Below are 25,208 nucleotides of genomic sequence, written 5' to 3'. Positions count from 1 at the left end.
ATGCAGTCCTCCCGCGCAGGTCGGCCGTCTTCGCCGTCTTTCCGAGACGGCTCCGCAACGACGCCCGCGGCGTCGGCGCCGTCGACTCACTTCCCGCCCGGAGCGATCGACGCTCAGCGACCGAACGGCGCCCTCGAGCACCGCTCCCTCATCTACTCCGTCGTGGAGGGATACCGGCCGATCGAGCTGGACGTGTTCGTACCCGCTGACGCGAAGAGCGCGTCTCCCGCCGTCGTCTGGATCCACGGGGGAGGCTTCCTCACCGGCAGTCGACAGCATCCTCCGCTCGAGTGGGCGCCTGGCGTGCTGTTCCAGCCGCTCATCGACGCCGGCATCGCAGTCGTCTCCATCGACTACCGGCACGCGAAAGAAGCCCCCTTCCCCGCCCAGCTTCACGACGTGAAGGCTGCCGTCCGGTATGTGCGCCGATACGCGGAGCGGCTGGGCATCGATTCGACCCGGATCGCTGCGTGGGGGGAGTCTGCCGGTGGACAGTTGGCTGCGCTTCTCGGACTCGTTCAGAACGACTCCGCTCTGGAAGGCGTCACGGGTGTCACCGACGTGTCGAGCGCTGTCGCTGCCGTGATCGACTTCTACGGCGTCTCCGATGTGGAGACCATGCCGCGGTTCGGTGACGCGTTCCCCGCTGAGTACCGCTCCCTGCTTCCGGATCCCGGTCCGGACGCTGCGGATCCGATGCGCACACTGCTCGAGGGCTCGGCGCTCGTCCTCGAGCGGGGTCGGCAGGTCGCCTCCCCCCTCAGTCACGTGCGAGCCGACGCGCCGCCGTTCCTGCTCGTGCACGGCGACAGCGACTGGATCGTCCCGGCGCAGCAGAGCGAGGCCCTGGCCTCAGCGCTCATCGCGCGCGGAGTGTCGACAGAGCTTGTGCTCCTTCCCGGCGTGAACCACGTCTTCATGAACGGGAATCCGGTGCCGGAGGTCGAGCGCGGGCTCCGATTCCTGCTCTCTCTCGGGTTCTGAGGACGGATCCGGGCTCGGCTCCAGATCCGGTCTCAGACCGGGTTGTCGGACGAATCCGTCATCTCGTCGGGCACGCGGGTAGAGAGCGGGATCTCCTTGACGAAGCACATCAGTAAGGCGGACAGCGCCATCAGCGGGACGAGGAACAGGTACACCGGTGCGAGCGCGTCGGTGTACGCATCCACGATGAGCAGATGCTGAGCGGCCGGCAGCGTGTTGATGGCGGCGGGCGTGAGGCTGTTCGCCTCGGGCAGGCTGGAGCCACTCGAGCCGGTCTGCAGGTTCGTGGTCAACCGCGCGACGAAGAGGCTACCGACGAGCGCCGACCCGACGAGGGCGCCGACTTCACGGAAGAAGCTGTTGGACGCGGTCGCGACTCCGAGCATCGAGCCCGGCAGCGAGTTCTGGACGATCAGTACGAGGACCTGCATGCCGAGGCCGATCCCCACGCCGAGTATCCCGACGTAGACCGCGGCGAGCACCGGCGGAGTCGCCGCGTTCATCGTGGAGAAGAGCAGAAGCGCGACGATCACCGTCAAGGAGCCGGCGATCGGCATCCACTTGTAGCGACCCGTCCGCGTCACGAGGGTGCCGCCGACGATGCTCGTGATCATCAGCATGCCGACCATGGGGAGCATCAGCATCCCGGACGCGGTCGCATCGATCCTGTTCACGATCTGCAGGAACGTCGGGAGGTATCCGAGCGCGCCGAACATGGTGAGCCCGAACATCAGGCCCGCGATGGTGGGCAGCGTGAAGGCGCGTGTCCGGAACAGCGAGAGCGGGACGACCGGCTCCGCCGCTCGGTGCTCGGCCCAGACGAACAGCGCTGCGGCGGCGACGAATGCGGCGACGAGGCCGAGGATGACGGGGGAGCCCCAGGCGTACTGCGTTCCGCCCCAGGAGGTGACGAGCACGACGCAACAGACGGCGACAGCGAGCAGCGTGATTCCGGCGACATCGATGCGCGGCCGTCGGCGGGGCTTTTCCGGCAGCCGGATGAGACGCCAGGAGATGAGGAAGGCCGCGGAACCCAGGGGGATGTTGATCCAGAGCGCCCAGCGCCACGTCAGAGCATCTGTGAACCAGCCGCCGAGAAGCGGACCGAGGACCGACGACAGGCCCCACACCGCTGCGATGTAGCCGCCGTACTTGCCTCGTTCGCGGGCGGGGATCACGTCGGCGATGATCACTTGCGAAAGGAGCATCATTCCTCCGCCGCCCACGCCCTGGATCCCTCGTCCCAGAATGAGCATCTCCATCGAAGTCGCGGAGCCGCCCACCACCGATCCCAGGACGAAGATCGCGATGGTCGCGAGGAAGAGGCCCTTCCGGCCGATCGCATCGCCGAGCCGGCCGTATATCGGCATCGTGATGGTAACCCCGAGGATGTAAGCGGTAGCCACCCACAGCATGTGATCGACGCCGTTCAGCTCTCCGACGATCGTCGGCAGCGCAGTGCCCAGGATCGTCTGGTCCAGCGCCGCGAGGAGCATGGTGACCAGCACGGCGACGAACACCCAGACCACTCGAGGCCGGGGCGCCTCCTGGTCGCCGGGAAGGTTCGGGGCGACAGTCCGAGACGTCATGATGCGCGCACCCGCGACCCGATCTCGGCAATCGAGTCGAAGGCGGTGTCGAAGTGCTCGGCCAGAGTCCTCGTTCCCGCGATGTCACCGCTCCAGAGCTGCGCCGCGATGCTGTACGCGGCGCCGATGACCGTGATGATCGTGACGGCCCGGAGGTGCACGGTGGCCGGCAGAGCGTCGGGGTCCTCGACGGAGAGCAGCCCCTCGAGGATGGCGAGCAGCTCGTCGCTGACGTCGCTCATCCGACGGTGGTCACGGGCGATGAGGTGCGGGTAGCGGCCCATGGCCTCTCGGCGGAGGCACGTCCGCTCCGCCTCTCCTGGTCCGGTGTCGGCGAGCGATTCGCGGATCGTCTCCCGCACGCGATCGAAGGCGGAGCCGGTACGGGCGAGGATGGCATCGCGATCGAAGTGCGCTCCGGCACTCCTGATGTTCCCGAGGGCTGCGTCCTCCTTGCCGGTGAAGTAGTTGAAGAAGGTCCTGCTGGTCACGTCCGCTCGATCGCTGATGGCCTCGACCGTCGTCTCCTCCAGCCCGAGTTCACGGACCAGCTCCAGGGTCGCCCTCTGGATCGCCACGGCAGTGGCCTGCTTCTTGCGTTCTCGGCGCCCGGGTTCTGTCACAGCTGCATCATTGCACGGTGTAAAAGATTTCTCGATGTAAAACTTTTTACCGACGGGCGCCCCTGTTGTCCGATCCGTCCCAGACCGACGCGCTACTCAGCTGGATTCGCCATGTACCAGCGCTACGAGCGATTCGTTCGCGACCGGCGCCTCGGCTTCTCCGTCGGATTCGGGCTGGCCAAGAAGGTGGTTGAGCTCCACCACGAACTGCGCGTCGATTCCGGCCAAGTTGATCGCGATGGTGGTGAGCCGGGGCGAGATGAGCTGTCCCACGTCGATGCAGTCCACTCCCACGACCGCGACCCGGTCCGGAACGCTCCATCCCAGGCTGCGGACGACGGCGAGCACGGCGATCGCGACCTCGTCGTTGTAGCAGGCGATGCCAACTGGTCCGTCGATCCGCTGCAGGACTGGCCCGAGAGCGTCAACGGCGCCCTCCAGATCGAGGGGAACCGCCACCACCTCGGGCGCCGGTGCGCCTGCGTCCGCCGCACCCTCTGCGACTCCTTCGGCACGACGGATGCCGAAGGGACCGACCCGATCGTCGTCGAGGATCGCGTAGATGAGGCGGCGTGCTGGGACCTTCAGGAGCTCGTGTGCCTGCATCCGGCCGACGAGGTGATCGAAGCCGCTCGAGTCGCCGGGGTTCCCGGTGGACCTCGGCAGAACTGGAGTGCCCGCGGCTTCGAGCTCGGCGGTCGTCTCGCGGTCGAAGACGGCGAGATGGAAGACGGCTGCGGGGCGGAGGTCGAGGATGGTGGTCAGCGTTGCCGCCATGTCGCTTCCGACGTAGCGGACGACGGCATTGAGACCCAGCCGTTCCGCTTCGGCTGAGTAGCGCTCGATCGTCTGCTGGAGGCGGGTGCCGAAGGTGATGTTCGGCACCACGATCACGATGAGGTCGCTGACTCCCGAGACCAGCGCTCGCCCGGCGCGGGAGGGGCGGTAGTTGAGCTGGGCGGCGGCCGCTGCCACGCGGTCGCGGGTCTCTTGCGGGAATCGGGCATCGTTGCCGTTGAGGATCTGACTGATCGTCGTCCGGGACAGACCCGCGAGCTTGGCCACATCTCGGCTCGTGGCGCGAGGACTCGAGCTCTCCATGGTCACGCTGGGAGTCTCTCATACCGGCATGCCCTTGCTTCCGGCAGGACGTCTCGAGCGACCTTGCGGAGCGACGCCCCCGTCACCAATACTTAGTGCCACGTGACAATGGAATGCTCTGACCGGTCGCCCTGCAGACCCACCCTCGACAGCGAAGCCGACGGAGTTCAGCGGTCTTCCCCCGGGAGGTCAGGCGTAGTCGGCGCTCAACACCTCGAATCAGGCCCGACGCGGAGTCCTTCCCGCCTGACCGACGTTCCACTACTGGAGACCCACATGACCACTCCTCTGTACCGTGACGCCTCGGCGTCCGTATCCGCGCGCGTCGATGACCTCCTCGGGCGGATGACCGTCGCGGAGAAGGCCGGGCAACTCACGCAGTACTTCTATTTCGGCGTTCCCGAGGCGCCCGCGGACGTCGACATCGACTCGCTTCCGCCGGAGCACCGCGCCTTCCTCGAGCAGCCCAGAGCAGTCGACAGCGTGCTGGAGAAGGGTGCAGTGGGATCGATCCTCTTCGTCACGGACATAAGAGTGACCACCCGGCTGCAGAAGGTCGCCGTTGAGCAGACGCGCCTCGGGATTCCGTTGCTGTTCGGCTTCGACGTCATCCACGGCTTCCGCACCGTCTTCCCCGCTCCGATCGCTCTCGCCGCGAGCTGGAACCCGGAGATCATCGAGCGGGCACAGACGGTCGCCGCCCGGGAAGCGCGAGCAGTCGGAATCCACTGGACGTTCGCGCCCATGATCGACATCGCCCGCGACCCCCGCTGGGGACGCATCGTCGAGAGCGCCGGAGAGGACCCGGTACTCGGAGCGGAGGTCGCGGCAGCGCAGGTCCGCGGATTCCAGGGAGACCTCGGAGAGGACCGCGTCCTCGCCGGCCCGAAGCACCTCGCCGGCTACGGTGCCGCCCGAGGCGGACGCGACTACGACGACGCAGAGGTCTCCGACTCCGAGCTGCGCAACGTCTACCTCCCCCCGTTCCGCGCGGCGATCGACGCCGGTGCGGCGAACGTGATGAGCGCCTACATGGACCTCAATGGTGTCCCCGCCTCGGCCAACCGGTGGCTGCTGACCGAGGTCCTGCGCGAGGAGATGGGGTTCGAGGGCTTCGTCGTCTCCGACGCGAATGCGGTGCGCTCTCTCGAGACGCAGCACTTCGCCAGCGATCTGGAAGACGCTGCGGTCCGCTCCCTCGAGGCCGGACTCGACATGGAGATGGCCATCTCGGATGCTGCCTTCTCCCGTCTTCCCGAGGCCGTCGCCCAGGGGCGCATCGACGAGAGCGTCCTCGACACCGCTGTTCGTCGCGTGCTCGAGGCCAAGTTCCGCCTCGGTCTGTTCGAGCGGCCCTACGCCGACGCCTCGACCGTCGACGACGTGCTCGGCGCGAGCGAGCACCGGGACATCGCTCGCGTGGCCGCGGAGCAGTCCCTCGTCCTGCTCAAGAACACCGATCATGCTCTCCCGCTCTCCGCGGAGCGCCTCCGCACGGTCGCGGTCATCGGGCAGCTCGCCGACAGCCCCCGAGACATGCTCGGGCCGTGGGTCTTCAACCACGACACCGCAGAGACCGTCACCGTCCTGGACGGTCTCCGCTCCCGGCTAGGAAGCGACGCCGTGACCCACGCGCCCGGCGCGGGAATCCTCGAGCGCAGGTTCCCCACAGCGATGGACCAGGCGGATCCCAGCATCGCCTCGACCCCGGACGACTGGGACGACGAGAGCGAGATCGAGCGCGCGGTCGCCGCTGCCGCCGCGGCCGACGTCGCAGTCGTCGTGGTCGGCCACCGGCAGAACCAGGCCGGCGAAGGAGCTTCCACGTCGACGCTCGATCTCCCCGGCCGCCAGCAGGAGCAGCTCGAGCGGATCACCGCCACCGGCACACCCGTCGTCCTCGTCGTCGTCACCGGACGTCCCGTCGACTTGCGCTGGGCGAACGAGAACGTCCCCGCGATCCTGCAGGCCTGGTACCCCGGCACGCGCGGCGGCGACGCCATCGCCGCGACCCTGCTCGGCGAGCACTCGCCGGCGGGCCGCCTTCCGTTCACCTGGCCGCGCCACGTCGGGCAGGTGCCGATCATCCACTCGCACCTGCGTACCTTCGCGCCACAAGACCAGGCGAAGCGGTATTTCGAGGAGGAGAGCACGCCGCTCTACCCGTTCGGACACGGTCTCTCGTATGCGACGTTTGAGTATTCCGAGCTGCGCGTCGATCGCGACACGATGACCATCGGCGACATCGCACTGGTCTCGGTCGACGTCCGCAACACGTCGAATCGCACCGCGGACGACGTCGCGCAGCTCTACATCCACCAGCGGCACGGTGCGTCCTCCCGCCCTCTGCGCGAGCTCAAGGGTTTCGAGCGCATCACCCTCGCGCCCGGTGAGCAGCGCACCGTCACCTTCCCCATCGGCCCCGAGCAGTTGCGCTACTGGAGCGCCGCCACGCGGTCCGACACGCAGGACGCGACCACGGTCGACATCGGCATCGGCCCCTCGTCGACGGTCCCTCTCGACATCACTCTCACCATCACTCCGGCCCGCACCCGATGAGCACGCAGGAGCAGCACAGGACGACCCCTCGATCCGCGGGTACTGGTGTGCAATTCGCTGAATCTCGCCTACCGGTTCCAGGAGATCCACGAAGGCGGGCCTGATCGGGTCGGCCGAACGGTGCACCTTGAAGCGGCGGACCCGTCGATCGTGTGGTTCCAGGACCGCTTCTTCCTCTTCGCATCGCAGTCCGGTGGGTTCTGGCACTCGAGTGATCTCGTCTCGTGGGTTCGATTCGGACGGCGTGCTGTTCTCCATTCAGAACTTCGGTGACTACCCCGCACTCGTCCCGAACGGCCTCGTCGATCCCTGGACGGACACCTTCGCGGGGTGGATGCTGCAATCGCTCGGAGCAACGGTCACGGCCTCGTCGTCGAAGGCGGATTGCAATCCCGCCTCGGCGGTCAACGAGGATATCCGCGACTGGTGGGTGGCGGGTTCGGCAGCGCCCGGAGAGTGGCTACACCTCGAGCTTCACTCGGAGCGAACCGTTCACGCGATCCAGGTGAACCTCGCGGTCGACGACCTCGCCGCCATCGCACCTCTGCCGGACTCGGGGCAGCAGTTCGATTGCCAGTACCGGGGTCACTTCGCGGGGAATCATCCCACCGAATTCCGCATCGAGCTCTCGGTCGACGGAGTGAACTGGACGACCGTCGTCGACCACGGTGCGGGTTCGGCTGAGGCGCCCCATGCCTTCGCGGTCCTGGAGACGCCCGTGCGGCACGCTACGTCCGCCTGACCGGTGGGCGCATGCCGTTCGGCGGCCCGCTGGCCGTCGGCGGACTCCGCGTCTTCGGATTCGGGGACGGAGACGCGCCGGCACCCGCGGCTCCCGCTGCCCGTCGAGTAGATGAGCTCATCGCGCAGCTCGAGTGGGAGCCGAGTGACGGCGCCCAGGGCTACAACGTCCGCTACGGGATCGCACCTGACAAGCTGTACAACAGCTGGCTTCTCTACGGACAGACCTCGCTCCGGTTGCCGAACCTCAACGCCGGGTACGACTACTGGATCGCCGTCGACGCGTTCAATGAAAACGGGATCACCATGGGGCGAGCGACCCCTGTCAACAGCAGCGCGCCGGCCAGGTGAGCCTCGCGGGGATCAGTCGCGCGCGGTACACAGCTCGCGGCTGATCGTCCGTAGGCCTGTCTCGAGCTCCTCGTGGGACAGGCCTGAAAGCACGTCCTCGCCCAGTTCGAGACCAGCGGCCATCAGCTCGCGAACGACGGGGCGGCCGAGGTCAGTGGCGTGGGTGGCGGACGCGCTGGTCGGCCCGATCGGTCTCGCGGACGACCAGGCTGCTCGCGACGAGCCCATCGACGAGCTCAACCGTCGACGGCACCGGGATAGTCGAGGCTCAGGGCGAGGCCAGCGCCCGGTCGCGCCCTCCTCGGTCTTAGCTGCACTCGGCCAGACGAACGGAGTGTGCGTTCGCGCCGGTCGCGACTGTAGAGGCTTCCTGCCTCATAACGTGCTCGTGGCCGAGGTCGAACAGGTGGTTCATTGTCAGGCGAGCGCACTCGATGTCGTCGACGTTTGCATCGAGGACCGAGACGGCATTGCCCGCGCCCAGCTCGTCGAGAGCATCTGTCAACCGAGCGTCAGCCACACGCTCAGTTGCTTACATCGTGGGTTCAGGTCCATAATGTAGGTAATGCACTGCCGAGTCGGGTCGCTCCAGAGGGGAGCGTGGACGGCGGAGTCGAGCACATACCTGATGGGACGACGATGACGTCAGACACTCTCACCCTCGTGATCACGGCGGTCGCCATCCTCGGCGTCGTCGTGCTGATCACGCGGTTCCGCCTGAATCCGGCGGTGGCGCTGGTGATCGGCTCGATCTTCCTGGGCCTCTCGACCGGGCTGGGTCCGGCGGAGACCATCAGCACGATCACCGGAGGCTTCGGCTCGATCATGAGCGAGGTGGGGCTCCTCATCACGTTCGGCGTGCTGCTGGGCTCGATGCTGAGCGAGCTGAACGCGATCCAGCGGCTGGTGTCCCACCTGCTCCGGATCTTCGGCGCGAAGGGCCTGCCCTATGCGATGGGGCTCACGATCGGCACGCTGCTGCAGTCGATCTTCCTCGACGTGCTCCTCGTGATCTCGGCTCCTCTTGCGCGCCGGATGGCTCCGCACCTGGGGCGGCTGGGTGTTCCGCGCATCGCGACGGCGATGGCGATCAGTCTCGAGTGCGGCATCGTCCTGATGGTCCCCGGTGTGGCCGCGCTGGCCCTCGCGGGTGTCCTCGAGGTCCCGCTGGGCACGATGCTCCTCTTCGGCCTGGTCGTCGTCGTGCCCACGATCGTCATCTCGATCCTGATTATGAGCACCCTCTTCCGTCTCGGGTTCTGGAATCCGGAGAAGGACGAGGCGCCCTACGAGGAGGCGTCCGACGAGGCTGTGCCCGCAGCCGTGCCGCTGGACACCTCGTCGCTTCCCGCGGGGGAGCGGCTCAGCAAGGTCGGCGGCGTTCCGAGGGGCGTCGGCGCCGCGCAGCGCGACGCCGTCCGGACCGAACCGGCCCTGCTCCTGCTCTTCGCGCCGCTTCTGACCTGCCTCGCTCTCATCGCTGCGGGCGCTGTTCTGCAGATCGCACAGGTGTCGGTCGCTCCGCTCGAGCTGGTGACCGACCCGGTGTTCGCTCTGCTGCTCGCGGTCCTGGGCACCAGCGCGGTCGGACGCTTCACCGTCGGACGTCCCCGGGTCGAGAAGTCGGTGATCAGCGGATTCCGCGAGAGCGGCCAGATCCTGATCCTGACCGGAGTGGGCGGCTCTCTGGCGGCGACCGTCGCGGCCACCGGGCTCGGCGACATCCTCGGCGGTGCCTTCAGCGCCAACGGCTTCGCGCCTCTGCTGATCGTCTGGGCGATCGCGGCCGTGCTGCACATCGCGGTCGGATCGGTGACGATCTCGGCGATCACCGCGGCGGGGATCCTCGCGCCCATCGCCCCCGTCATCGGGCTCGACCCGATCCTGATCGCCCTCGCGGCCGGAGCGGGCTCGCTCTTCGCCGTCCATGTCACCAGCAACACGTTCTGGCTGCTCCAGTCGCTTCTCGGCCAGACGACGAGGGGCACTCTCAAGACGTGCACGGTCGGGGTCTCGGTCGCCTCGATCGTGGCCCTCGGCGTCACCCTCGTCCTCAGCATCTTCCTCTGACCCGATCGGAATCCGGATCATGACCACCGCACCCCGCATCGCGCCGCTCGACGGCCTCCGAGTGCTCGAGCTCGGCAACTTCATCGCGGCGCCGACCGCCGGCCGGCTGCTGGCCGACTTCGGAGCCGAGGTGATCAAGGTCGAGAGGCCCGGCACCGGCGACGAGCTGCGCAAGTGGCGCCTGCACGCCGGTTCGACGACGTCGATGCTCTTCCACGCGATCAACCGGAACAAGAAGTCGATCACCCTCGACCTCCGCACCGAGGAGGGCCGCGACGCCGTGCGCCGGCTCGCCGCCGAGTGCGACGTCGTGCTCGAGAACTTCCGCCCGGGAACGATCGAGAGGTGGGGAATCGGACCGGACGTGCTGAACGAGGCGAACCCGGACATCGTGGTCGGACGGATCTCGGCGTTCGGCCAGACCGGGCCCCTCTCCGAGCGACCCGGATTCGCCGCCGTCGCCGAGGCGATGGGGGGCTTCCGCGAGCTCGTCGGAGACCCGGACCGCCCACCCGTGCGCGTCGGCATCTCGATCGGCGACTCGATCGCGGGACTGTACGCCGGGTACGGCGTGATGATGGCGCTGTTCCAGCGCGAGACGCGACGGGCGGCGGGCCTCGGACCTGCTCCGCTTGAGGAGCGCGTCATCGACGTCGCCCTCAACGAGGCGATGTTCTCGATGATGGAGTCGCTGATCCCGGACTACCAGGCCCACGGGATCGTCCGCGAGCGCGTGGGCGGTCGGATGGAGGGCATCGCGCCCACTAACGCCTACTCCTGCTCGGACGGGTCGAGCATCGTCATCGCGGGCAACGGGGACGCGATCTTCCAGCGCTTCATGGAGATCATCGGCCGGGCGGATCTCGCCGCCGACCCGGGGCTGGCGACCAACGACCTGCGCTGGGCGCGGCGGGACGAACTCGACGCCGCGATCGGCGCCTGGACGGCGACGCGGACCTCCGTCGAGGCGCTCGCGATCCTCGACGAGTGCGGCGTTCCCTCCGGGCCGATCTACACGGCGGCCGACATCAGCTCGAGCGAGCAGTACGCCGCGCGCGACATGATCCAGAAGTTCGACGTCGAGACCGGCGCCGGCACGATCGAGGGCGTCGGGTTCCCCGGCGTCGTCCCGGTTCTCGGAGGCCGGTCCCTCCCTCTCCGCACCCTCGCTCCCGAACTGGGGCACGACACAGAGGAGGTCCTGGCGATGATCCAGGGCAGCACCCCCACCACTCGCACCTACTCCGGGGCGGACCTCCGATGACGGCACGGCTGAGGGACGTCACCCTCCGCGACGGCCTCCAGCTCACCGGACGGATGCTCTCGGTCGAGCGCAAGGTCCGGCTCGCCCGCTCGCTCCTCGCCGTGGGAGTGCCCGAGCTCGAGATCGGCTCGATGGCGCGGGGCGACGTCGTGCCTCCGATGGCGAACACGCTCGAGGTGATCGAAGCGCTGACTCCCGAGGAGCTCGAGCGGAGCTGGGTCTGGGTCGCCACCCCGCGGCACATCGAGAAGGCGGCGGCGGCCGGGGCGCGCAACTTCCAGTACTGCTTCTCGGCCTCCGACTCGCACAACCGCGCGAACATCGGCCGCCCCACCGAGGCCAGCCTCGACGCCATGCCCGATGCCGTCGCACTCGCCCACGGCGTCGGCGGCCGGATCCAGCTGTGCATCGCCACCTCCTTCACCTGCCCGTTCGAGGGCATGGTTCCGGAGGACCGCATCATCGAGATCGCGAACGACGCCCGGGCCGAGGGGACCGAGGACATCGTCATCTGCGACACGCTCGGACAGGCGCACCCCGGTCAGGTCGCGTCCCTCGTCTCCCGCGTCCTCGCCGAGACGCCCTCTCGGGAGATCGTCTTCCACGGCCACGACACGTGGGGCGCCGGAGTCGTCAACGCGCTGACCGCCGTGCAGGCCGGTGCGACGGTCGTCGACGGCGCCCTCGGCGGACTGGGCGGCTGCCCCTTCGCGCCGGGAGCGAGCGGCAACACCGCCTCCGAGGACCTCCTCTTCGCGATGCGCCCGGAGTGGTTGGACACCGCGGCCTTCGGGCGACTGGTGCGCGAATCCGAGAGCCTCTTGACCGAGCTGGACGAGCCGAACCGCTCGAAGGCTCGCCAGGGCGCACGCTCGAAGGCCGAGGCGTTCCCGTGGGTGGTGGGGGACAGCGCGACGGTCAGCTGACCGCCGCCGGTCGACGCCCCCCGAGGAGCCGCGTCGCCTGCCCGGCCGCCTCCCGAACCAGGGGTGTCCACCGGCCGAGGTCGTCGGGGGCGATGCGGGCGACCGGCCCGCTCACACTGATCGCCATCCGGACGCGGCCGTCCGGGTCGAACACCGGGGCGGCGATGCTGGTGAGCCCGTCGACGCGCTCATTGCCGGTGATCGCATAGCCGAGCCGAGCCGTCTCGGAGAGCAGGTCTCCGAGGTCGGTCCGGTCTGCGATCCTCTCGTGCGCGAGGTCCGAGGCAGAGCGGTTCAGCACCTCGGCCCGCAGCGCGTCGTTCCATGCCAGCAGGACGCGGCCCGCTGAGCCGGCGGTCAACGGCGCGACCTTGCCGACGTAGCTGTCCTGCCGGAGCTCGTGATGGGTCTCCTCGAGGGCGATGCACACGCGGTAGTCCTCCTCCGATCGGAAGAGGCTCGCCGTCTCTCCGGTCCTGTCGCGCAACTCGCGAAGCAGGGGCGCGACGACGTCGACCGCGCGGATGCCGCGGACCGCCGGCGCCGCCCAGTAGGCCATCCGCAGCCCGATGCGGAACGAGTCGCCGTCTCGGTCGAGGAAGCCCTGGGCGACCAGGTTCACGACCAGCCGCTGCGTGGTGGACACCGGCAGGCCCGTCGCCTCCCGGATCTGCGAGAGCGTGAGGACCGGGAACTCGAGAGTGAAGGCGTCGAGGATGTCGGTGATCTTGGAAAGGACGAGCAGGGGACTCTGCCCTGGTGCTGATCCGGCTGCGCTCACCATGTCTCGAATCTATGGCATGGGCTTTCAGGACAGACCGGCGCCGTCTCATACGAGTACCGAAGTCCGGTCGGACTCTGAGTGGATGAGCCGGTCCGCTGGGACCTGTCCGCTCCTCCCAAGCGCTAGAGGCGCACAACGCCGCCGCGATCGGGCACCTGCCGGAACCTCTCTCGATCTCTCAACTGAACGACCACCGATGAGATTGGCTGTCGTACCCGTCGCTGCCATCCTGGTGGACGCTCTCCATGTCATCGAAGACCCTGGTCGAATCCGACGGCGGGCGCCGGGGGAGGGGGGGATCCTTCCGGCATGGACTCGGGCGTGCTGACCGTCCCGAAGCCCGCGGCGCACCACTCGTGGCGTCAGGAGATTCCGGTGTCGCCCCAGTCGAGCGCGGCGGCGATCTGTTCCGCGCCACCTCAAAGTCTGCGCAACGGGTGGCGTACTCACTCCCAGCGATGACCCGCGCCACGCCCAGTACACCGAAGAAGAACTGCGCGTGATCGTGGAGGAGGCCGAGGAGCAGGGCAAGTATGTCCTCGCACACGCGCAGGGAACGACAGGTATCGCTCGGGCGCTCCGAGCAGGTGTGCGCTCGATCGAGCACGGTATCTTCCTCGATGACCCCACGGCACAGCTCTTCCTCGACAAGCGAGCATTCCTGGTCCCGACCCTGCAAGCGCCTCTGCAGGTGATCCAGGCGGCCGCCTCAGGCGTCCGATTCCCGCCCGGAGTGGTCGAAAAAGCACGTATGGCTGCCGACGCACACCAGGCGAGCATTCAACGCGCCCATGCCGCAGGCCCGTACTCCTTCTCCAGCTGACGGCTGACCGTCTGCGAGAGCGCCTTGTCATACGCGACGTGCGCCTTCGTCCTGTCGGCGCGCACCGCGGAGACAGCGATGTGGATGTGGTCGTTGCCGTTCTTCGACAGCCCGTGCCGCACGGCGATCCACCGGCAGTCCGCCTTTGCGGAGGACTCGCCGGCGGACCACATCCGGTCCACGAAATCGGTCGCGATCCGTCCCCACTGCTCATCGGTGAGCTGCCCCTCCTCCGCACGCAGCGAGAGGGAGCAGTGCCAGACGTCAGCGGCGACGCGCTTGCTGCCGATCTACTCGCCGGAGTCCTTGTCGAACACCTTCTCGTGGCGGGTCACCTCGACGCCGAAGAAGTTCTTGTACTCGTTCAACTCTGCCGCGATCGCGGCGGCCTCGGCTTGGTCGAGGACGCTCTCACCGTGCATCGCCATGATCGCCGGGTTCCCCGCGATCAAGTGCTGCTCGGTGTGCTCGTTCGCGCCCCCCTCGCCCGCGAGGTAGCGCACGAGACCGCCCATGTCCCCGCCGTACGCGACGTTGGGGATCACTGGTCGGCCAGTCGTCGCAGCGTCTCATTCACCCGCGGCACAGCGCCCGGTACTCCGCCGCCACTTACGCTGCTTCCTCAGGGAAGCGGCCCTCGGCGTTAGCGAAGGATCATCGACTCGATCAGCGCCGAGCTCACCCCCCGAGGGACTCCTCGAACTCAACACCCGCAGCGTCGAGGAGCAGGCATCCCCCGCGACCATCGCCCGCGACCGGCTTCCGGGACCCCACTCGACTCGGAGCGGCCTCGAGCCCCTCGGCGTCCGGAGTCGTCAGCGTCCGACCTCAGCCTCGGGCCGCTCGGCGACGTCCGCGGAAGGCGACGATCCGGCCGTGCAGGAGGAGCAGCCGCGGCACGACCTGGTAGACGGCGAGCGGCACCACGACGGCGGTCAGGACGAAGGCCCGCAGAACAGGAGGCCACTCGTCCGCGACGAGGGCCGGCACTGTCATCCCGATGGTGACCAGAGGAGAGATCGCCAGCCAGGTCACCACCGCCCGGACGTGCACGCTCGCGACAGGTGAGGGCCGGTGATGCACATCGGTCTCGTCGGCGGCGAGTGCTCTGCCGTCATGCTCCATCGTGTCCTCCGACCGGTCTTCCGGACACGGACCTCGTGACACTCGGCGCCGGCTCAGCCCGGCTGATGCACGTGGATGTCGCTGCTCGACGTCACGCCGTTGAACTCGAGATACAGCTGCCCCTCGACGACCGACACGGTCAGCGTGTTGCGGCGCTCCAGTACCGCGACCACGGCATCCAGGAACCCCTGGTCGAAGCTCTGCACGGTGATCTGCTCGAGCTGGTGGACGCGCTTGCCGGACCACGCCGCGATCACCTTCTCCGGGTTGCGATGCGTGTAGACCGTCGTGCGGTCGGCCAGTCTGCTCCCGAAGTGCAGTCGCTCGGCATCCGGCGCGCCCACCTCGATCCACGTGGTCAGCCTGCCGGTGAGGTCGCGGACCAGCACCGCCGGCTCGGTCGCCGTCGACGAGATCCCCTCGCTGAAGGTGATCCCCTCCACGTATTCGAGGCAGTACGCGAGCACGCGCGTCATCATGTACACGTCGGTCTCGGAGGGGTGCCGAGCGGCTCGCAACGTGATGTCCTCGTAGACGCCGCGGTCCACATCAGCCAGCTGTATCGCGAAGTTGTACATCACTGCGCCGGCTGCCACGTGTGGGAGCTTATGTCCTCTCGCTCATCGAGGAGCGCGAGGCCTCTCCGGCGCCGGTGGGGGCATCGTGTCGGCGCGCCTCCACGCAAGAACGGCGCGGCAGGAGGCGTTCACTCCGTCGAGAACGTCTCACTCGCGGACTCGTAGCAGGGGATCCCGTCCGCGCATCCTCCGCACAGCAGACCGACATGACCTCGATGCCGTTCACGAGGGCTTCGAGTTCGACCTCCTCTTGATTCGCAACTTCTTCCCCACCATCCGTCACGGCGAAATAACCCTGAGCCGTCTACCGAAGCCAACCGATACAATGTACTTGTCCGGCAACCGGGTATGTCTGCCGCGAAGACCAGAGCACAGCGCCATATCTTGTGGCACCTCAGTTGGATCTTCTACGCTTATCGGGTTCTGATCGTCCGCCGCCTACGAGCCGTCTTGCATAGTGTCGGTTTGGTTTCGTCCGTCGGTTACGTCATGACTCTCGTTCTTTATACCCACTGGACCCCGCTGCCCGGCTCTAGCCCGGCTCGCTCTTCTGCGGCCGCATCCTCGACTCCTCCGCCGGTAGGGTCAGAAACATCGTCGGTGAAGGCAATGTCGGCCAATCGCTCCGGCGAGGACCCGATATCGAACAGAGCCGCGTACTCAGGAAGTCGGTAGCGGCGCCCGAGTAGTGGACCTCCCGCTCTCTCGCGGTAGAGGACGACTGCATCACCCTCCGTGTCCTCGACTCCAAGTACCCACACGAGGGCTGCAGAGCGCGGATCGCGAACGTCTACGACTCGCGCCCGCAAGTGCTCGAGGAACCGGGCGACGTCGGAAGAAGTCACCTGCTTCTCCTTGCCTTCCTTCAGTCGCTTAATCGAGTTCGAGGCGAATAGCTCATTTCGACGGTGGTGGTCATCGCCGAAGGGTATTTGTCCGAACTGGTGGAAAAGACGGTACCGGCGAAGGCTAGATCCACCCAGTCAGGGCAGTCGCCTGACCGATCGTCCGCAATACAGTAGCTCGTCTTCACGCCGAGAGTCCCGTTGATGTCGACGCCGTAGTAATTGGACACATATTCAAACGCCATGACGAGCCTGACGGGGATGCTGTCCGTGTAGGTGCACTTCCCGTCTGTACAGACCTTCTTATTGGCGTATGCCTCGTAGAGAGCATCCGACCCCTGGAAGGTCGCACCTTTTGGGTTGTTCGAGATGAAGCGGAGCGTTTGAAATTTGTGAATGTTGTGCTTGGTCTGGATCTTTACCCAACCGAAGCCCTTGTTTCCGTTCCAAGCCCCTGACCGGACGAACAGGGATCGCTTCTCGGTATTCTTCCACTGGAAGACGATTGTGCTTCCGTCGGCCGCGGCAGCTGTCGCGGTTGGAACGAAGCAACCCGTCACGATTGAGAGCAGCAGGGTAACGAGAACGGCTCCGCGCTTCATTCGTCGCGAATTCCTCAGAATTATCGGCATAAGTTCCGCTCTGTTGAGCATCGCTCGGATGAGACCCTACGTGCTTGGGACGCTCCCGGCTCAAATTTGGCGCGGGTGGCGGTTGCGGAGGCGCCTTCTAGCTGGCGGCGGCGTGCCCACGGCGAGTACCGAGCAATCCGGCTCCGCGAACTCCGCTCACCCGTCTCGCGCGAACCCCTTGTGCTCCACCTCTTGTGCACTCGGCTGGCCGCTCCGCGAGTGCTCCGCGGGGGCCTGTGCAGCCCGCTGGCCGCGAAACGCATCCGCGCTCGACGTTCCCTGCACCTTGGCTGAGCCACCGGGACGTCCGGGCCCCGGGCCACGTCTTCATCATGTGCCACGGATCGTGAGCACCGCGGCCCCGGCCACGACCTCTGACCATCTGGAGAAGATCATGACCAACGTCACCCCCACCAGCCTCGCCAACGCCTCCTCGGCCAAGCACGGCACCGCCACCTCGGCCGGCAAGAACACGATCGCCGACGGCGTCGTCGAGAAGGTCGCCGGCATCGCGGCCCGCGAGGTCCCCGGCGTGCACGACCTGGGCAACGGCGCCGCCCGCGCCATCGGCGCCATCCGCAACGCGATCAACGCGCAGGACCGCGGCCAGGGCATCTCCGTCGAGGTCGGCGAGAAGCAGGTCGCCGCCGACATCACCGTCGTCGCCGAGTACCCCGTCGCGCTGCAGAAGCTCGCCGACAGCATCCGCTCCGCCGTCTCCGAGGCCATCTCCTCGGTCGTCGGCATGGAGGTCGCCGAGGTGAACGTCACCATCTCCGACGTCTTCATCCCCTCGGACGACAAGGACGACGAGACCGAGAGCCGCGTCAAGTGACTCCGTCCCACATCGGCCTGGTCCTCGGCGCGGTCCTCGCGCTGACCGCTCTCGTTTTCGGCTTCTGGGCGCTCCTCTGGGTCGCCCTCGCCATGGCGATCGGCTACGGCGTCGGGCGGGTCGTCGAGGGCAAGCTCGACCTGCGCTCCCTCGGCGACACCCTCCGCGGGCGGCGGTCCTCGTGACCGCGGCGGTGATGGCCGACGAGGCCAGCCACGGCCGCACGACGATCAGCTCGCGCGCCGTGCGCCGAGTCGTGTCGGCCGTCACCGCGGAGGCGCTGGACGTGAACTCGTCCGACGTGTCCGTCGAGCTCGACGACGAGGGAGGACGCCTCCACGTCGTCGCGCACGCCCCCATCCACGTCACGCCCCTGGGCGAGACGGGCCGCCGCTCCTCCGGGACGCTGCTGGACCGACTCAGCCGGGCGCAGACGACCATCCGCTCGCGCTGCCTCGAACTGACGGGCTCCACGATCGGCCGGGTCGACCTCCGGATCACCGGTGCCGACCTCCGAGAACGAAGGAGGGTGTCGTGACGACTCCCACCACTGCCGACCGGGCGCTCTACCCGCGCCTGGTGCGGCGCGAGACGCACTCGTCCCGCTCCGGACCGGCGATCGTCCTCGCCGTCCTGCTCATCCTCCTGTTCGCGTGGCTGGGCACGGAGGCGGTCCTCGCCGTCCTCGGCCAGCCCGCGCTGCTCGTGGCCCCGCAGGACGGAGCGTCCTCGCTGCTCAACGCGGCCGCGGCGCCCATCGCGCTGACCGCCGCCGCCGGCGCCGTGCTCGCGCTGATCGGGCTCGTCCTGATCGTCGTGTCGCTCAAGCCCGGCCGTCGCGGCCGTCGCGCCGTCAGCACCGACCGCACCGCGGCGATCGTCGACGACCGCGTCATCGCGCAGGCCGTCGCCCGCACCGCCGGCTACGCCGGTGACGTCGACCCGGACAACGTGTCGGTGTCGGTCGGATCCCGCGTCGTCGACGTGACGGTCTCCCGCACCTCCGGCCGCAGCGTCGACGTCACGCCGATCCGCGAGGCCGTCGACGCCGAGCTCGCCACGTTCGACTGCACCCCGCGCCTGCGCTCCAAGGTGCGCCTGTCCGAGAAGGGAACGGTCCGCTGATGACCACCACGAACCGATTCCTCAACCGGCTGCTCCTGTTCGTCGTGGGCCTCGTCCTCCTCCTCGCCGGCGGCGCCGTCGCGGTGGGGTCGCTGCTCCCGCAGGTCCAGGAGAACGTGTCCACCGCCGCGCAGGACGCGGCCGACCCCACGAGCCAGGCCCTCTCGGGCGGCACCCCGTGGATCCTCTGGGTCATCGCGGTCGTCGCGCTCGTCCTCATCCTGCTGCTGGTGCGCTTCATCGTGCGCCAGGGCCGCGGCCGCACCTCCACGCTGCTGCGCGTCGGCTCGGGAGAGGGAGCGGGGACGCCCACCGGCGGCTCCGTCACCATCGACGCGAAGGTCGCCGAGCAGGTCCTCGAGGAGGCCCTGTCGCAGGAGCCGTCCATCGTCGCGGTCGACGTGACCGCGTTCGAGATCAAGCACCAGAAGGTGCTGCGCGTCACCGCGCACACCCGCCGCGGCGCCTCGCCCGCCCGCACCCGGCAGACGGTCGACCAGGCCGTCCGCCAGTGGGACGCCCTCCTCGGCGAGGAGACGCCCGTCGTCATCCAGATCGTCAGCGGTCTGCGGACGAAGATGAGCGGCACCGCCCGCGTGCAGTAGCCGCCGGCACCACCGTCCGGCCCTCCCGATCGGGAGGGCCGGAGAGCCCCGCTCAGGCGGGATGGAAGTCTTTCTGAAGGAGCACCCCATGTCCGATCCGATGGAGCCCGGCACCGTCGAGCGCATCCGCACCGATGAGCAGCCGACCCCGAACGAGCAGAGTCGGCGCGAGTCCGCCCGCCGCGACGGGAAGCCGTCCGAGCCCGAGTCGACCGAGAGCCGGGTCGCGACCGCCGCCGGCGAGAGCGCCCAGCGCGTGTCCGGCGTCCACCACCTCGGTGGAGCCGTCGCCCGCGGCCTCGACCGCGCCTCCCGCCGCGTGCTGGGCACCAGCACCGTCCCCGGAGTCACGGTCTCGAAGGCCGACGGCGTCACCACCGTCGACATCGACCTCGTCGTCGAGTACCCCCACCCCGTCAGCGAGGTCCTGGACGCCGTGCGCGATCAGGTGCAGCGCGTGGCGGAGCCGGTCGCCGGCGGCCACGTCGTCGTCAACGTCGAGGCGACCGACGTCCACGGCCCGTTCGACCCGATCGAGAAGCCGGAGGAGGACGAGGAGCCGCTCGTCGACACCGCCAAGCGCGCCGCGTCCGACGCCCGCGACTCCGCCAAGGAGGCCGCCGGGAACGCCCGCGACGCCGTCTCCGGTGCCGTCGACTCCGCCCGCGGACGCCTGGCGGACGCCGCCGACGACGCCGCGGACGCGATGGACCGCGCGGCCGACGAGCGCGACGAGCGCGCAGCCGCCCAGAAGACGGCCGATGACGAGCGCGCCGCCGAGCGCGACGAGGACGACCCCCGCGTCGAGACGCACGCGGCCCCGGCCGTCGTCGAGACCGCGGAGTTCGTGGTCCGCGTCCAGGTCGAGCCGGTCGACGACGACGGCGACCCCCGCACCGCGACCGTCGAGGTCGCTCCGGCGGAGGAGTCCGAGCGCGACGAGGCCGCGGCCGATCGCGACGACGCGTCCGACGACGCCGACGCCCACCGCTCCGAGGACGACCGCGCGTCGTCCGCCGCCGGTCGGGAGTAGTCCCGTGCGCACCCGCTCGTACGGCGCGCGACGCAAGCCGCGTGCGGCCTGGATCGCGCTCGGCACGGGCGTCGTGCTCTCGTTCGTGGTCGTCGTCGCCGTGCTGCTGCCCGTCCTCGGGCTGATCGGCGCGGCGGACGGCACCACGGCCGGGGCGCTCGACGTCCCGGTCGGCGCGATCGTCCTCTCGATCGTCCTCAGCTACGCGGTCGGCCTGGCCTGCCTCGCCGTCGCGTTCCTCTCCCGCAACGCGGCCCTCGCCTGGGTCGCCGCGGTGGCCGCCGTGATCGCGACGCTCATCGGCTCGATCTGGCCGCTCGTCGCCACCGGATTCGCCAGCGTCGATCAGGCGAAGGACGTCATTCCCTTCATCCAGGACCTGATCGCCCGGGTCCGGGGGTAGCGTCGGGGCGATGAGCTCCGACTACCTCCGCGCCTACGACGACCAGCTCCGCTCCGACGCAGAGACCCCGAGCGCCGTCTCCGTGACGCGCGAAGGGCCTCTGCGTCTGGTGACCTTCGCCGGCGGACGCGGCTTCGTCACCTACCGCGACCTCGCCGGCGCCTCCTCCGCGGAGATCGCCCGCCTGGTCGCCGCGGCCTGCGCGCACTTCGACGCCGATCCCGGCATCACCCGCGTCGAGTGGAAGACCCGCGGCCACGACGAGGCCCCCGGCCTGCACGAGGCGCTGGTCGCTCAGGGCTTCGCGCCCGACGAGGCCGAGTCGATCATGATCGGTCCGGTCGAGGCGCTGCTTTCGGACCGGCCGGTCCCGGAGGGGGTCGTGCTGCGCCGGGTCGTCGACGAGCCGGACGTCCGCGCCTTCAGCGCCATGATCGACGGCGCCTTCGAGGAGGAGGTCGACGTGTCGATCGCGGACTCGCTCGTCGCCCGCCTCGCGCGCGGCGACGGCATGGAGCTGTGGGTCGCCGAGGTCGGCGGGCGGATGGCGTCCGGCGGCCGTCTCGAGCCCGTACCGGGCACCGCCTTCGCCGGCATCTGGGGCGGAGCGACGCTGCCGGAGTACCGCGGACGCGGGCTCTACGGCCTGGTCACGGCCGCCCGCGCCGCCTCCGCACAGGCACTCGGGAAGACCCTCGTGCACAGCGACTCGACCGAGTACTCGCGGCCCATCCTGGAGCGCGCGGGCCTGGTCCGGGTGTCGACGACGACTCCGTACCGTCGACGTCGTCCGTAGTCCGCTTCTCCGGGCGTGCGCGGGGATCCCGATACGCGCGCTGAGCGCGCTACTCGATCAGCATGTCGGGGACTTCTGCTGGTCGAGTAGCTCGAAGCGGCGTATCGAGACCTGCCCGTTCGTGCGTGGAGATCTCGATACGCGCGCTGCTCCGATCAGCTCGGGGACGTGATCTCGAGCGCGATGTTGTCGGGGTCGCGGAACTCGAGGAGGCTCATGCCGCCGGCGTCCTTGATCGGCTCGTGGGCGATGCCGAGGTCGTCGAGCACGGCCGCGGCCGCCTTCAGCGCGTCGAGGTCGGGGACGGTGAAGCTGACGTGGTCGAGCCCGACCCGGTCCTCGTCGAAGCGGTCGTCGCCGGGCGCGACGGGGCGCAGGCCGAGCAGTCCGCCCGGGAACTGGTAGATCACGCCGCCGAACACGAACGCCAGCTGCTCCTTCTCCTCCGGCGACGCGTCGGCCGGCGGCGCCTCGAAGGCGACGTCGAAGCCGAAGACGGAGTCGTAGAAGGGGCGCGAGACGGCGATGTCGCGGACGGTGAGTCGGACGTGGTTGTAGTCGACAGCGGGGATCGGCACAGGGGTTCCTCTCGGCGGGGCGGGCGGAGTGCCCGTCTCCAGTTGTTCGGAGGCGGCGGGCCGCCGGTTCGGGGCTGGCGCCGCCTCCGAGGATCGGGTAGCGCGTCAGTCCAGCTCGGTCGGGCGCGCCGGCTCGGCCAGCAGGGCGCGCGCCGCCATCCCGATCACCGCGCTGTAAGTGGGGTAGGCGAAGCGGACGTTCGCGAGGGTCGCGAGGTCGACTCCGGCCGCCATCGCCGTGGTCACCGACTGCACGACCTCGATCGCGTTCTCGCCGACCGCGTGCGCGCCGAGCAGCAGCTCGCGGCGCCGGTCGGCGATCAGCGTGAGGAACCCGTTCTCGCGGTCGTCGATGACGGCGCGGTCCAGGTGCGAGAACGGCACCGAGGCGACGACGCACTGCGGGTCGCGCTCGCGGGCCTGCTCCTGGGTGAAGCCGACGCCCGCGTAGTCCGGGTCCGTGAATCCGCCCGCGGGCAGGAGGAACTGGGGCGTGCGCCGGTTCGCGCCGAGCACCGCGTTCTCGGCGGCGGCCTCCGCCTCGAACTGCGCCGCCTGGACGAGCATGTCGCGCCCGTTCGCGTCGCCGACCGCGAAGATGTGCGGCACGACGGTGCGGAAGTACTGGTCGGCGGGGATCGCCGAGCGGACGACCTCGATGCCCGCGTTCTCGAGTCCGAGGTCCTCGACGTCGGCGGGCCAGCCGGTGGCCATGATCACCACGTCGACCTCGGCCGTGCGGTCCTCACCGCCCTCGCGCCACGCGATCGCGAGCGAGCCGTCGTCCTGCCGCTCGATGCCCGACACCGTCTCGATCCCGGTGCGGACGCGGACGCCCTGGCGCTCGAAGGCGGACGCGACGTGCTCGGAGATGCTGGAGTCGGAGGTCATCAGGATCCGCGGGGCGACGTCGAGGAGCGTCACCTCGGAGCCGAAGGCGTTGAAGACGGTGACGAGCTGGGCGCCCGTGTTGCCGCCGCCGATCACGGCGACGCGGCGCGGCAGCTCGGTCAGCCCGAGCACGTCCTCCGGCACTGTCGCGAGCTCGGCGCCCGGGATCGGCAGCCGCCGCGAGTGCCCGCCGACGCAGACCATGATCGAGCGCGCGCGGATCCGCCGGCCGCTGTCGAGCACGAGGGTGCTCTCGTCGACGAAGCGGGCGCGGCCCTCGTGGATCAGGTCGACCCCCGCCTCCTCGAACCGCTGCGCCTCGCGCTTGATCGAGCGCACCAGGTCGACGCGCTCGTGCACGTGGCGCACGGTCGCGGCCCAGTCGAGGACGGGAGTGCCGATCTCGATCCCGTAGTCGCCGGCGGAGCGGGTCTCGCGCATCATCCGCGCCGTCTTCGCCAGGACGCGGGTGGGCACGCAGCCGGTGTTGACGCAGGTGCCGCCGACGCGCGCGGCCTCGAGCACGACCACGCGCGCTCCCAGCTCCGCGGCGCGGAGGGCGGCGGCCGTCCCCGCGGGTCCTGCGCCGATGACGGCGACGTCGTACTCGGCCTGCTCGGGAGTGCTGTCGGGCACGGGGACCTCCGGTTCTGGGTGTGCTCCGATCCTGCCGCTCCGCGCCCCGCTGCACCCGGCCTTGACAGCCCGCCCGCGGACCGGCGTCGCGGGCGTCCCGACGCTGAACATCGGCCGAGGACGGTTGCTCGGCGGGCGCCCGGCACGGTGGGATGACCGGGTGGGCTGCGGCGGGGGACTCGGGCGGAAGGCGCTCCGATGAGCGCCCGCACCTTCGGGGTGGAGGAGGAGTACCTCCTCGTCGACGCCGGCACGTTCCTCCCGACGCCCGCGGCGCCGCTGCTGCTCGGCTCCGTCCGCGGCTCCGCGGCGGTCGCCCTGGCCGCCGAGCTCAAGGCGGAGCAGATCGAGGCGGTCGGCGCTCCCGCCCGCACGCACGACGCGCTGCTGGCCGGACTGCGCGAGGGCCGCCGCCTGGCCGACGACTCCGCCCGCGAGGTCGGTGCCCGCGCCGTCGCGGTCGCGACCAGCCCCGCCGCGTTCGAGCCGCACCTCTCGGCCGACGAGCGCTACGACCGGATGGCCGAGCGCTTCGGCCTCGTCGCCCGCGAGCAGTTCACCTGCGGCCTGCACGTCCACGTCGGGATCGGGTCGCCGGAGGAGGGCATCGCGGTCCTCGACCGGCTGCGCGGCTGGCTGCCCGCCCTCCTCGCCCTGAGCACCAACTCCCCGCTGAGCGCCGGCGTCGACACCGGCTTCGCCAGCTGGCGCTACCAGTCGTGGGGGCGCTGGCCCACCGCCGGCCCGGTCGGCATCTGGGGCGACCTCGAGCAGTACCGGAGCGTCGTCGCCTCCCTCACCTCCTGCGGCGTGCTGCTGGACGAGGGGATGCTCTACTTCGACGCCCGTCTCTCCCGCGCGCACCCGACCGTCGAGGTGCGCATCGCCGACGTCCCGCTGCGCGCCGAGGACTCGGCGCTGATCGCCGTCCTGATCCGGGCGCTCGCCGAGACGGCCGTGCGCGACGCGGGCGCCGGGGTCCCGCCCGTGCCGCTGCCGACTCCGGTGATCGCCGTCTCCTCCTGGCTGGCGAGCCGCCACGGCACGACCGGCGACCTCATCCATCCGGTCGACGGCTGCCCGGCCCCCGCCTCCGCGGTACTGGCGCGCCTGCTCGACCACGCGGGTCGGGCGCTGGCGGAGTCGGGCGACGAGGAGGTCGCGGCGTGCGGTGTCGAGCGGGTCCTGGCGCGGGGCACGGGCGCCGAGCGGCAGCGCGCGGTGTGGGAGCGGACGGCCTCCGCGGCCGAGGTGATCGCGGACGCGGCGGAGGCGACGCGCGCCTAGCGGCTCGCTGGCCGCAGGCTCACG

27 protein-coding genes and 1 pseudogene are annotated in these 25,208 nt (G+C 69.5%); 17 read left to right on the top strand and 11 right to left on the bottom strand.

Annotation, left to right across the window (positions count from 1 at the left end; all coding sequences use genetic code 11):
- Entirely contained in the window at nucleotides 1–984 is a 984-nt protein-coding gene (locus tag C5C10_RS04570) for an alpha/beta hydrolase (RefSeq protein ID WP_181073394.1), read from the top strand.
- A gap of 32 nt (nucleotides 985–1,016) precedes the next feature.
- On the opposite strand, the gene C5C10_RS04565 is transcribed toward C5C10_RS04570, so the two are convergent.
- The 3 genes from C5C10_RS04565 to C5C10_RS04555 form a co-directional block, all read right to left on the bottom strand.
- Complete coding sequence (locus tag C5C10_RS04565; protein ID WP_104328648.1) at nucleotides 1,017–2,573, bottom strand: MDR family MFS transporter; 1,557 nt, start codon at nucleotides 2,571–2,573, stop codon at nucleotides 1,017–1,019.
- Nucleotides 2,570–3,151, bottom strand: coding sequence for a TetR/AcrR family transcriptional regulator (locus C5C10_RS04560; RefSeq protein WP_181073393.1), 582 nt, complete (start codon nucleotides 3,149–3,151; stop codon nucleotides 2,570–2,572). Before C5C10_RS04560 ends, C5C10_RS04565 begins: the two co-directional genes overlap by 4 nt.
- A gap of 141 nt (nucleotides 3,152–3,292) precedes the next feature.
- Nucleotides 3,293–4,297 carry a LacI family DNA-binding transcriptional regulator gene (locus C5C10_RS04555; protein ID WP_258060419.1) on the bottom strand — a complete coding sequence of 335 codons (1,005 nt, stop codon included), beginning with the start codon at nucleotides 4,295–4,297 and terminating at the stop codon, nucleotides 3,293–3,295.
- Nucleotides 4,298–4,573: 276 nt separating this feature from the next.
- On the opposite strand from C5C10_RS04555, the gene C5C10_RS04550 reads away from it, so the two are divergent.
- The 6 genes from C5C10_RS04550 to C5C10_RS04515 all read left to right on the top strand — a co-directional run bounded on the left by C5C10_RS04550 (nucleotide 4,574) and on the right by C5C10_RS04515 (nucleotide 12,208).
- Nucleotides 4,574–6,856 (top strand): glycoside hydrolase family 3 N-terminal domain-containing protein, encoded by a 2,283-nt coding sequence (locus tag C5C10_RS04550; RefSeq protein WP_104328645.1) that lies wholly within the window; start codon nucleotides 4,574–4,576, stop codon nucleotides 6,854–6,856.
- 244 nt (nucleotides 6,857–7,100) lie between these two features.
- Nucleotides 7,101–7,598, top strand: a complete 498-nt coding sequence (locus C5C10_RS04545; RefSeq protein WP_104328644.1) for a discoidin domain-containing protein — start codon at nucleotides 7,101–7,103, stop codon at nucleotides 7,596–7,598.
- A gap of 11 nt (nucleotides 7,599–7,609) precedes the next feature.
- Nucleotides 7,610–7,948, top strand: a complete 339-nt coding sequence (locus C5C10_RS04540; RefSeq protein WP_104328643.1) for a fibronectin type III domain-containing protein — start codon at nucleotides 7,610–7,612, stop codon at nucleotides 7,946–7,948.
- 639 nt (nucleotides 7,949–8,587) lie between these two features.
- Nucleotides 8,588–10,018 carry a GntP family permease gene (locus C5C10_RS04525; RefSeq protein WP_104328640.1) on the top strand — a complete coding sequence of 477 codons (1,431 nt, stop codon included), beginning with the start codon at nucleotides 8,588–8,590 and terminating at the stop codon, nucleotides 10,016–10,018.
- A 19-nt stretch (nucleotides 10,019–10,037) separates the two neighbouring features.
- Nucleotides 10,038–11,282, top strand: a complete 1,245-nt coding sequence (locus tag C5C10_RS04520) for a CaiB/BaiF CoA-transferase family protein (RefSeq protein WP_104328639.1) — start codon at nucleotides 10,038–10,040, stop codon at nucleotides 11,280–11,282.
- Nucleotides 11,279–12,208, top strand: a complete 930-nt coding sequence (locus C5C10_RS04515) for a hydroxymethylglutaryl-CoA lyase (RefSeq protein ID WP_104328638.1) — start codon at nucleotides 11,279–11,281, stop codon at nucleotides 12,206–12,208. Before C5C10_RS04520 ends, C5C10_RS04515 begins: the two co-directional genes overlap by 4 nt.
- Here the strand turns inward: C5C10_RS04515 and C5C10_RS04510 are convergent.
- Nucleotides 12,201–12,992 (bottom strand): IclR family transcriptional regulator, encoded by a 792-nt coding sequence (locus C5C10_RS04510; protein ID WP_104328637.1) that lies wholly within the window; start codon nucleotides 12,990–12,992, stop codon nucleotides 12,201–12,203. The genes C5C10_RS04515 and C5C10_RS04510 overlap by 8 nt on opposite strands.
- 442 nt (nucleotides 12,993–13,434) lie before the next feature.
- On the opposite strand from C5C10_RS04510, the pseudogene C5C10_RS17525 reads away from it, so the two are divergent.
- Nucleotides 13,435–13,815: pseudogene (locus C5C10_RS17525) on the top strand (amidohydrolase family protein); the annotation flags it as partial.
- On the opposite strand, the gene C5C10_RS18425 reads toward C5C10_RS17525, so the two are convergent.
- From C5C10_RS18425 to C5C10_RS04485, 5 genes are all read right to left on the bottom strand, one after another.
- Complete coding sequence (locus C5C10_RS18425; RefSeq protein ID WP_374953339.1) at nucleotides 13,773–14,057, bottom strand: relaxase/mobilization nuclease domain-containing protein; 285 nt, start codon at nucleotides 14,055–14,057, stop codon at nucleotides 13,773–13,775. The pseudogene C5C10_RS17525 and the gene C5C10_RS18425 overlap by 43 nt on opposite strands.
- A 48-nt stretch (nucleotides 14,058–14,105) precedes the next feature.
- Nucleotides 14,106–14,330 carry a hypothetical protein gene (locus tag C5C10_RS04500; protein WP_146082101.1) on the bottom strand — a complete coding sequence of 75 codons (225 nt, stop codon included), beginning with the start codon at nucleotides 14,328–14,330 and terminating at the stop codon, nucleotides 14,106–14,108.
- Nucleotides 14,331–14,643: 313 nt separating this feature from the next.
- Complete coding sequence (locus tag C5C10_RS18160) at nucleotides 14,644–14,940, bottom strand: hypothetical protein (RefSeq protein WP_104328634.1); 297 nt, start codon at nucleotides 14,938–14,940, stop codon at nucleotides 14,644–14,646.
- 53 nt (nucleotides 14,941–14,993) lie between these two features.
- Nucleotides 14,994–15,536 (bottom strand): YaeQ family protein, encoded by a 543-nt coding sequence (locus C5C10_RS04490; protein ID WP_104328633.1) that lies wholly within the window; start codon nucleotides 15,534–15,536, stop codon nucleotides 14,994–14,996.
- 847 nt (nucleotides 15,537–16,383) lie between these two features.
- The gene (locus C5C10_RS04485; RefSeq protein ID WP_104328632.1) at nucleotides 16,384–16,965 is read right to left on the bottom strand and encodes a hypothetical protein; all 582 of its coding nucleotides are present in this window, start codon (nucleotides 16,963–16,965) and stop codon (nucleotides 16,384–16,386) included.
- Between the two features lie 424 nt (nucleotides 16,966–17,389).
- On the opposite strand from C5C10_RS04485, the gene C5C10_RS04480 reads away from it, so the two are divergent.
- The 8 genes from C5C10_RS04480 (at nucleotide 17,390) to C5C10_RS04445 (ending at nucleotide 21,792) form a co-directional block, all read left to right on the top strand.
- A complete protein-coding gene (locus C5C10_RS04480) occupies nucleotides 17,390–17,830 on the top strand; it encodes an Asp23/Gls24 family envelope stress response protein (protein ID WP_104223989.1) in 441 nt (146 codons plus the stop codon).
- Entirely contained in the window at nucleotides 17,827–18,015 is a 189-nt protein-coding gene (locus tag C5C10_RS04475; RefSeq protein WP_104223990.1) for a DUF2273 domain-containing protein, read from the top strand. Before C5C10_RS04480 ends, C5C10_RS04475 begins: the two co-directional genes overlap by 4 nt.
- Nucleotides 18,012–18,368, top strand: a complete 357-nt coding sequence (locus C5C10_RS04470; RefSeq protein WP_244230558.1) for a hypothetical protein — start codon at nucleotides 18,012–18,014, stop codon at nucleotides 18,366–18,368. Before C5C10_RS04475 ends, C5C10_RS04470 begins: the two co-directional genes overlap by 4 nt.
- Nucleotides 18,365–18,955: a DUF6286 domain-containing protein gene (locus C5C10_RS04465; protein ID WP_104328631.1), complete on the top strand. Its 591-nt coding sequence runs from the start codon at nucleotides 18,365–18,367 to the stop codon at nucleotides 18,953–18,955. The genes C5C10_RS04470 and C5C10_RS04465 overlap by 4 nt, the downstream gene beginning before the upstream one ends.
- Complete coding sequence (locus C5C10_RS04460; protein ID WP_104238125.1) at nucleotides 18,955–19,560, top strand: hypothetical protein; 606 nt, start codon at nucleotides 18,955–18,957, stop codon at nucleotides 19,558–19,560. Before C5C10_RS04465 ends, C5C10_RS04460 begins: the two co-directional genes overlap by 1 nt.
- Nucleotides 19,561–19,648: 88 nt before the next feature.
- Entirely contained in the window at nucleotides 19,649–20,593 is a 945-nt protein-coding gene (locus tag C5C10_RS04455; protein WP_181073392.1) for an Asp23/Gls24 family envelope stress response protein, read from the top strand.
- A gap of 4 nt (nucleotides 20,594–20,597) precedes the next feature.
- A complete protein-coding gene (locus C5C10_RS04450) occupies nucleotides 20,598–20,996 on the top strand; it encodes a hypothetical protein (RefSeq protein ID WP_104223994.1) in 399 nt (132 codons plus the stop codon).
- Between the two features lie 10 nt (nucleotides 20,997–21,006).
- Complete coding sequence (locus tag C5C10_RS04445; protein ID WP_104328629.1) at nucleotides 21,007–21,792, top strand: GNAT family N-acetyltransferase; 786 nt, start codon at nucleotides 21,007–21,009, stop codon at nucleotides 21,790–21,792.
- 155 nt (nucleotides 21,793–21,947) lie between these two features.
- Here C5C10_RS04445 and C5C10_RS04440 read toward each other — a convergent pair whose 3' ends face one another.
- Complete coding sequence (locus C5C10_RS04440; protein ID WP_104223996.1) at nucleotides 21,948–22,370, bottom strand: VOC family protein; 423 nt, start codon at nucleotides 22,368–22,370, stop codon at nucleotides 21,948–21,950.
- 105 nt (nucleotides 22,371–22,475) lie between these two features.
- Nucleotides 22,476–23,897, bottom strand: coding sequence for an NAD(P)/FAD-dependent oxidoreductase (locus C5C10_RS04435; RefSeq protein WP_258060409.1), 1,422 nt, complete (start codon nucleotides 23,895–23,897; stop codon nucleotides 22,476–22,478).
- Between the two features lie 198 nt (nucleotides 23,898–24,095).
- Between C5C10_RS04435 and C5C10_RS04430 the strand changes: the two genes are divergently transcribed.
- Nucleotides 24,096–25,184: a glutamate--cysteine ligase gene (locus tag C5C10_RS04430; RefSeq protein WP_104328627.1), complete on the top strand. Its 1,089-nt coding sequence runs from the start codon at nucleotides 24,096–24,098 to the stop codon at nucleotides 25,182–25,184.
- Nucleotides 25,185–25,208 lie beyond the last annotated feature (24 nt).

It is taken from the genome of Rathayibacter sp. AY1A3 (assembly GCF_002930975.1).
GTDB lineage: Bacteria > Actinomycetota > Actinomycetes > Actinomycetales > Microbacteriaceae > Rathayibacter.
This window is presented reverse-complemented; position numbering and strand designations above follow the sequence as displayed.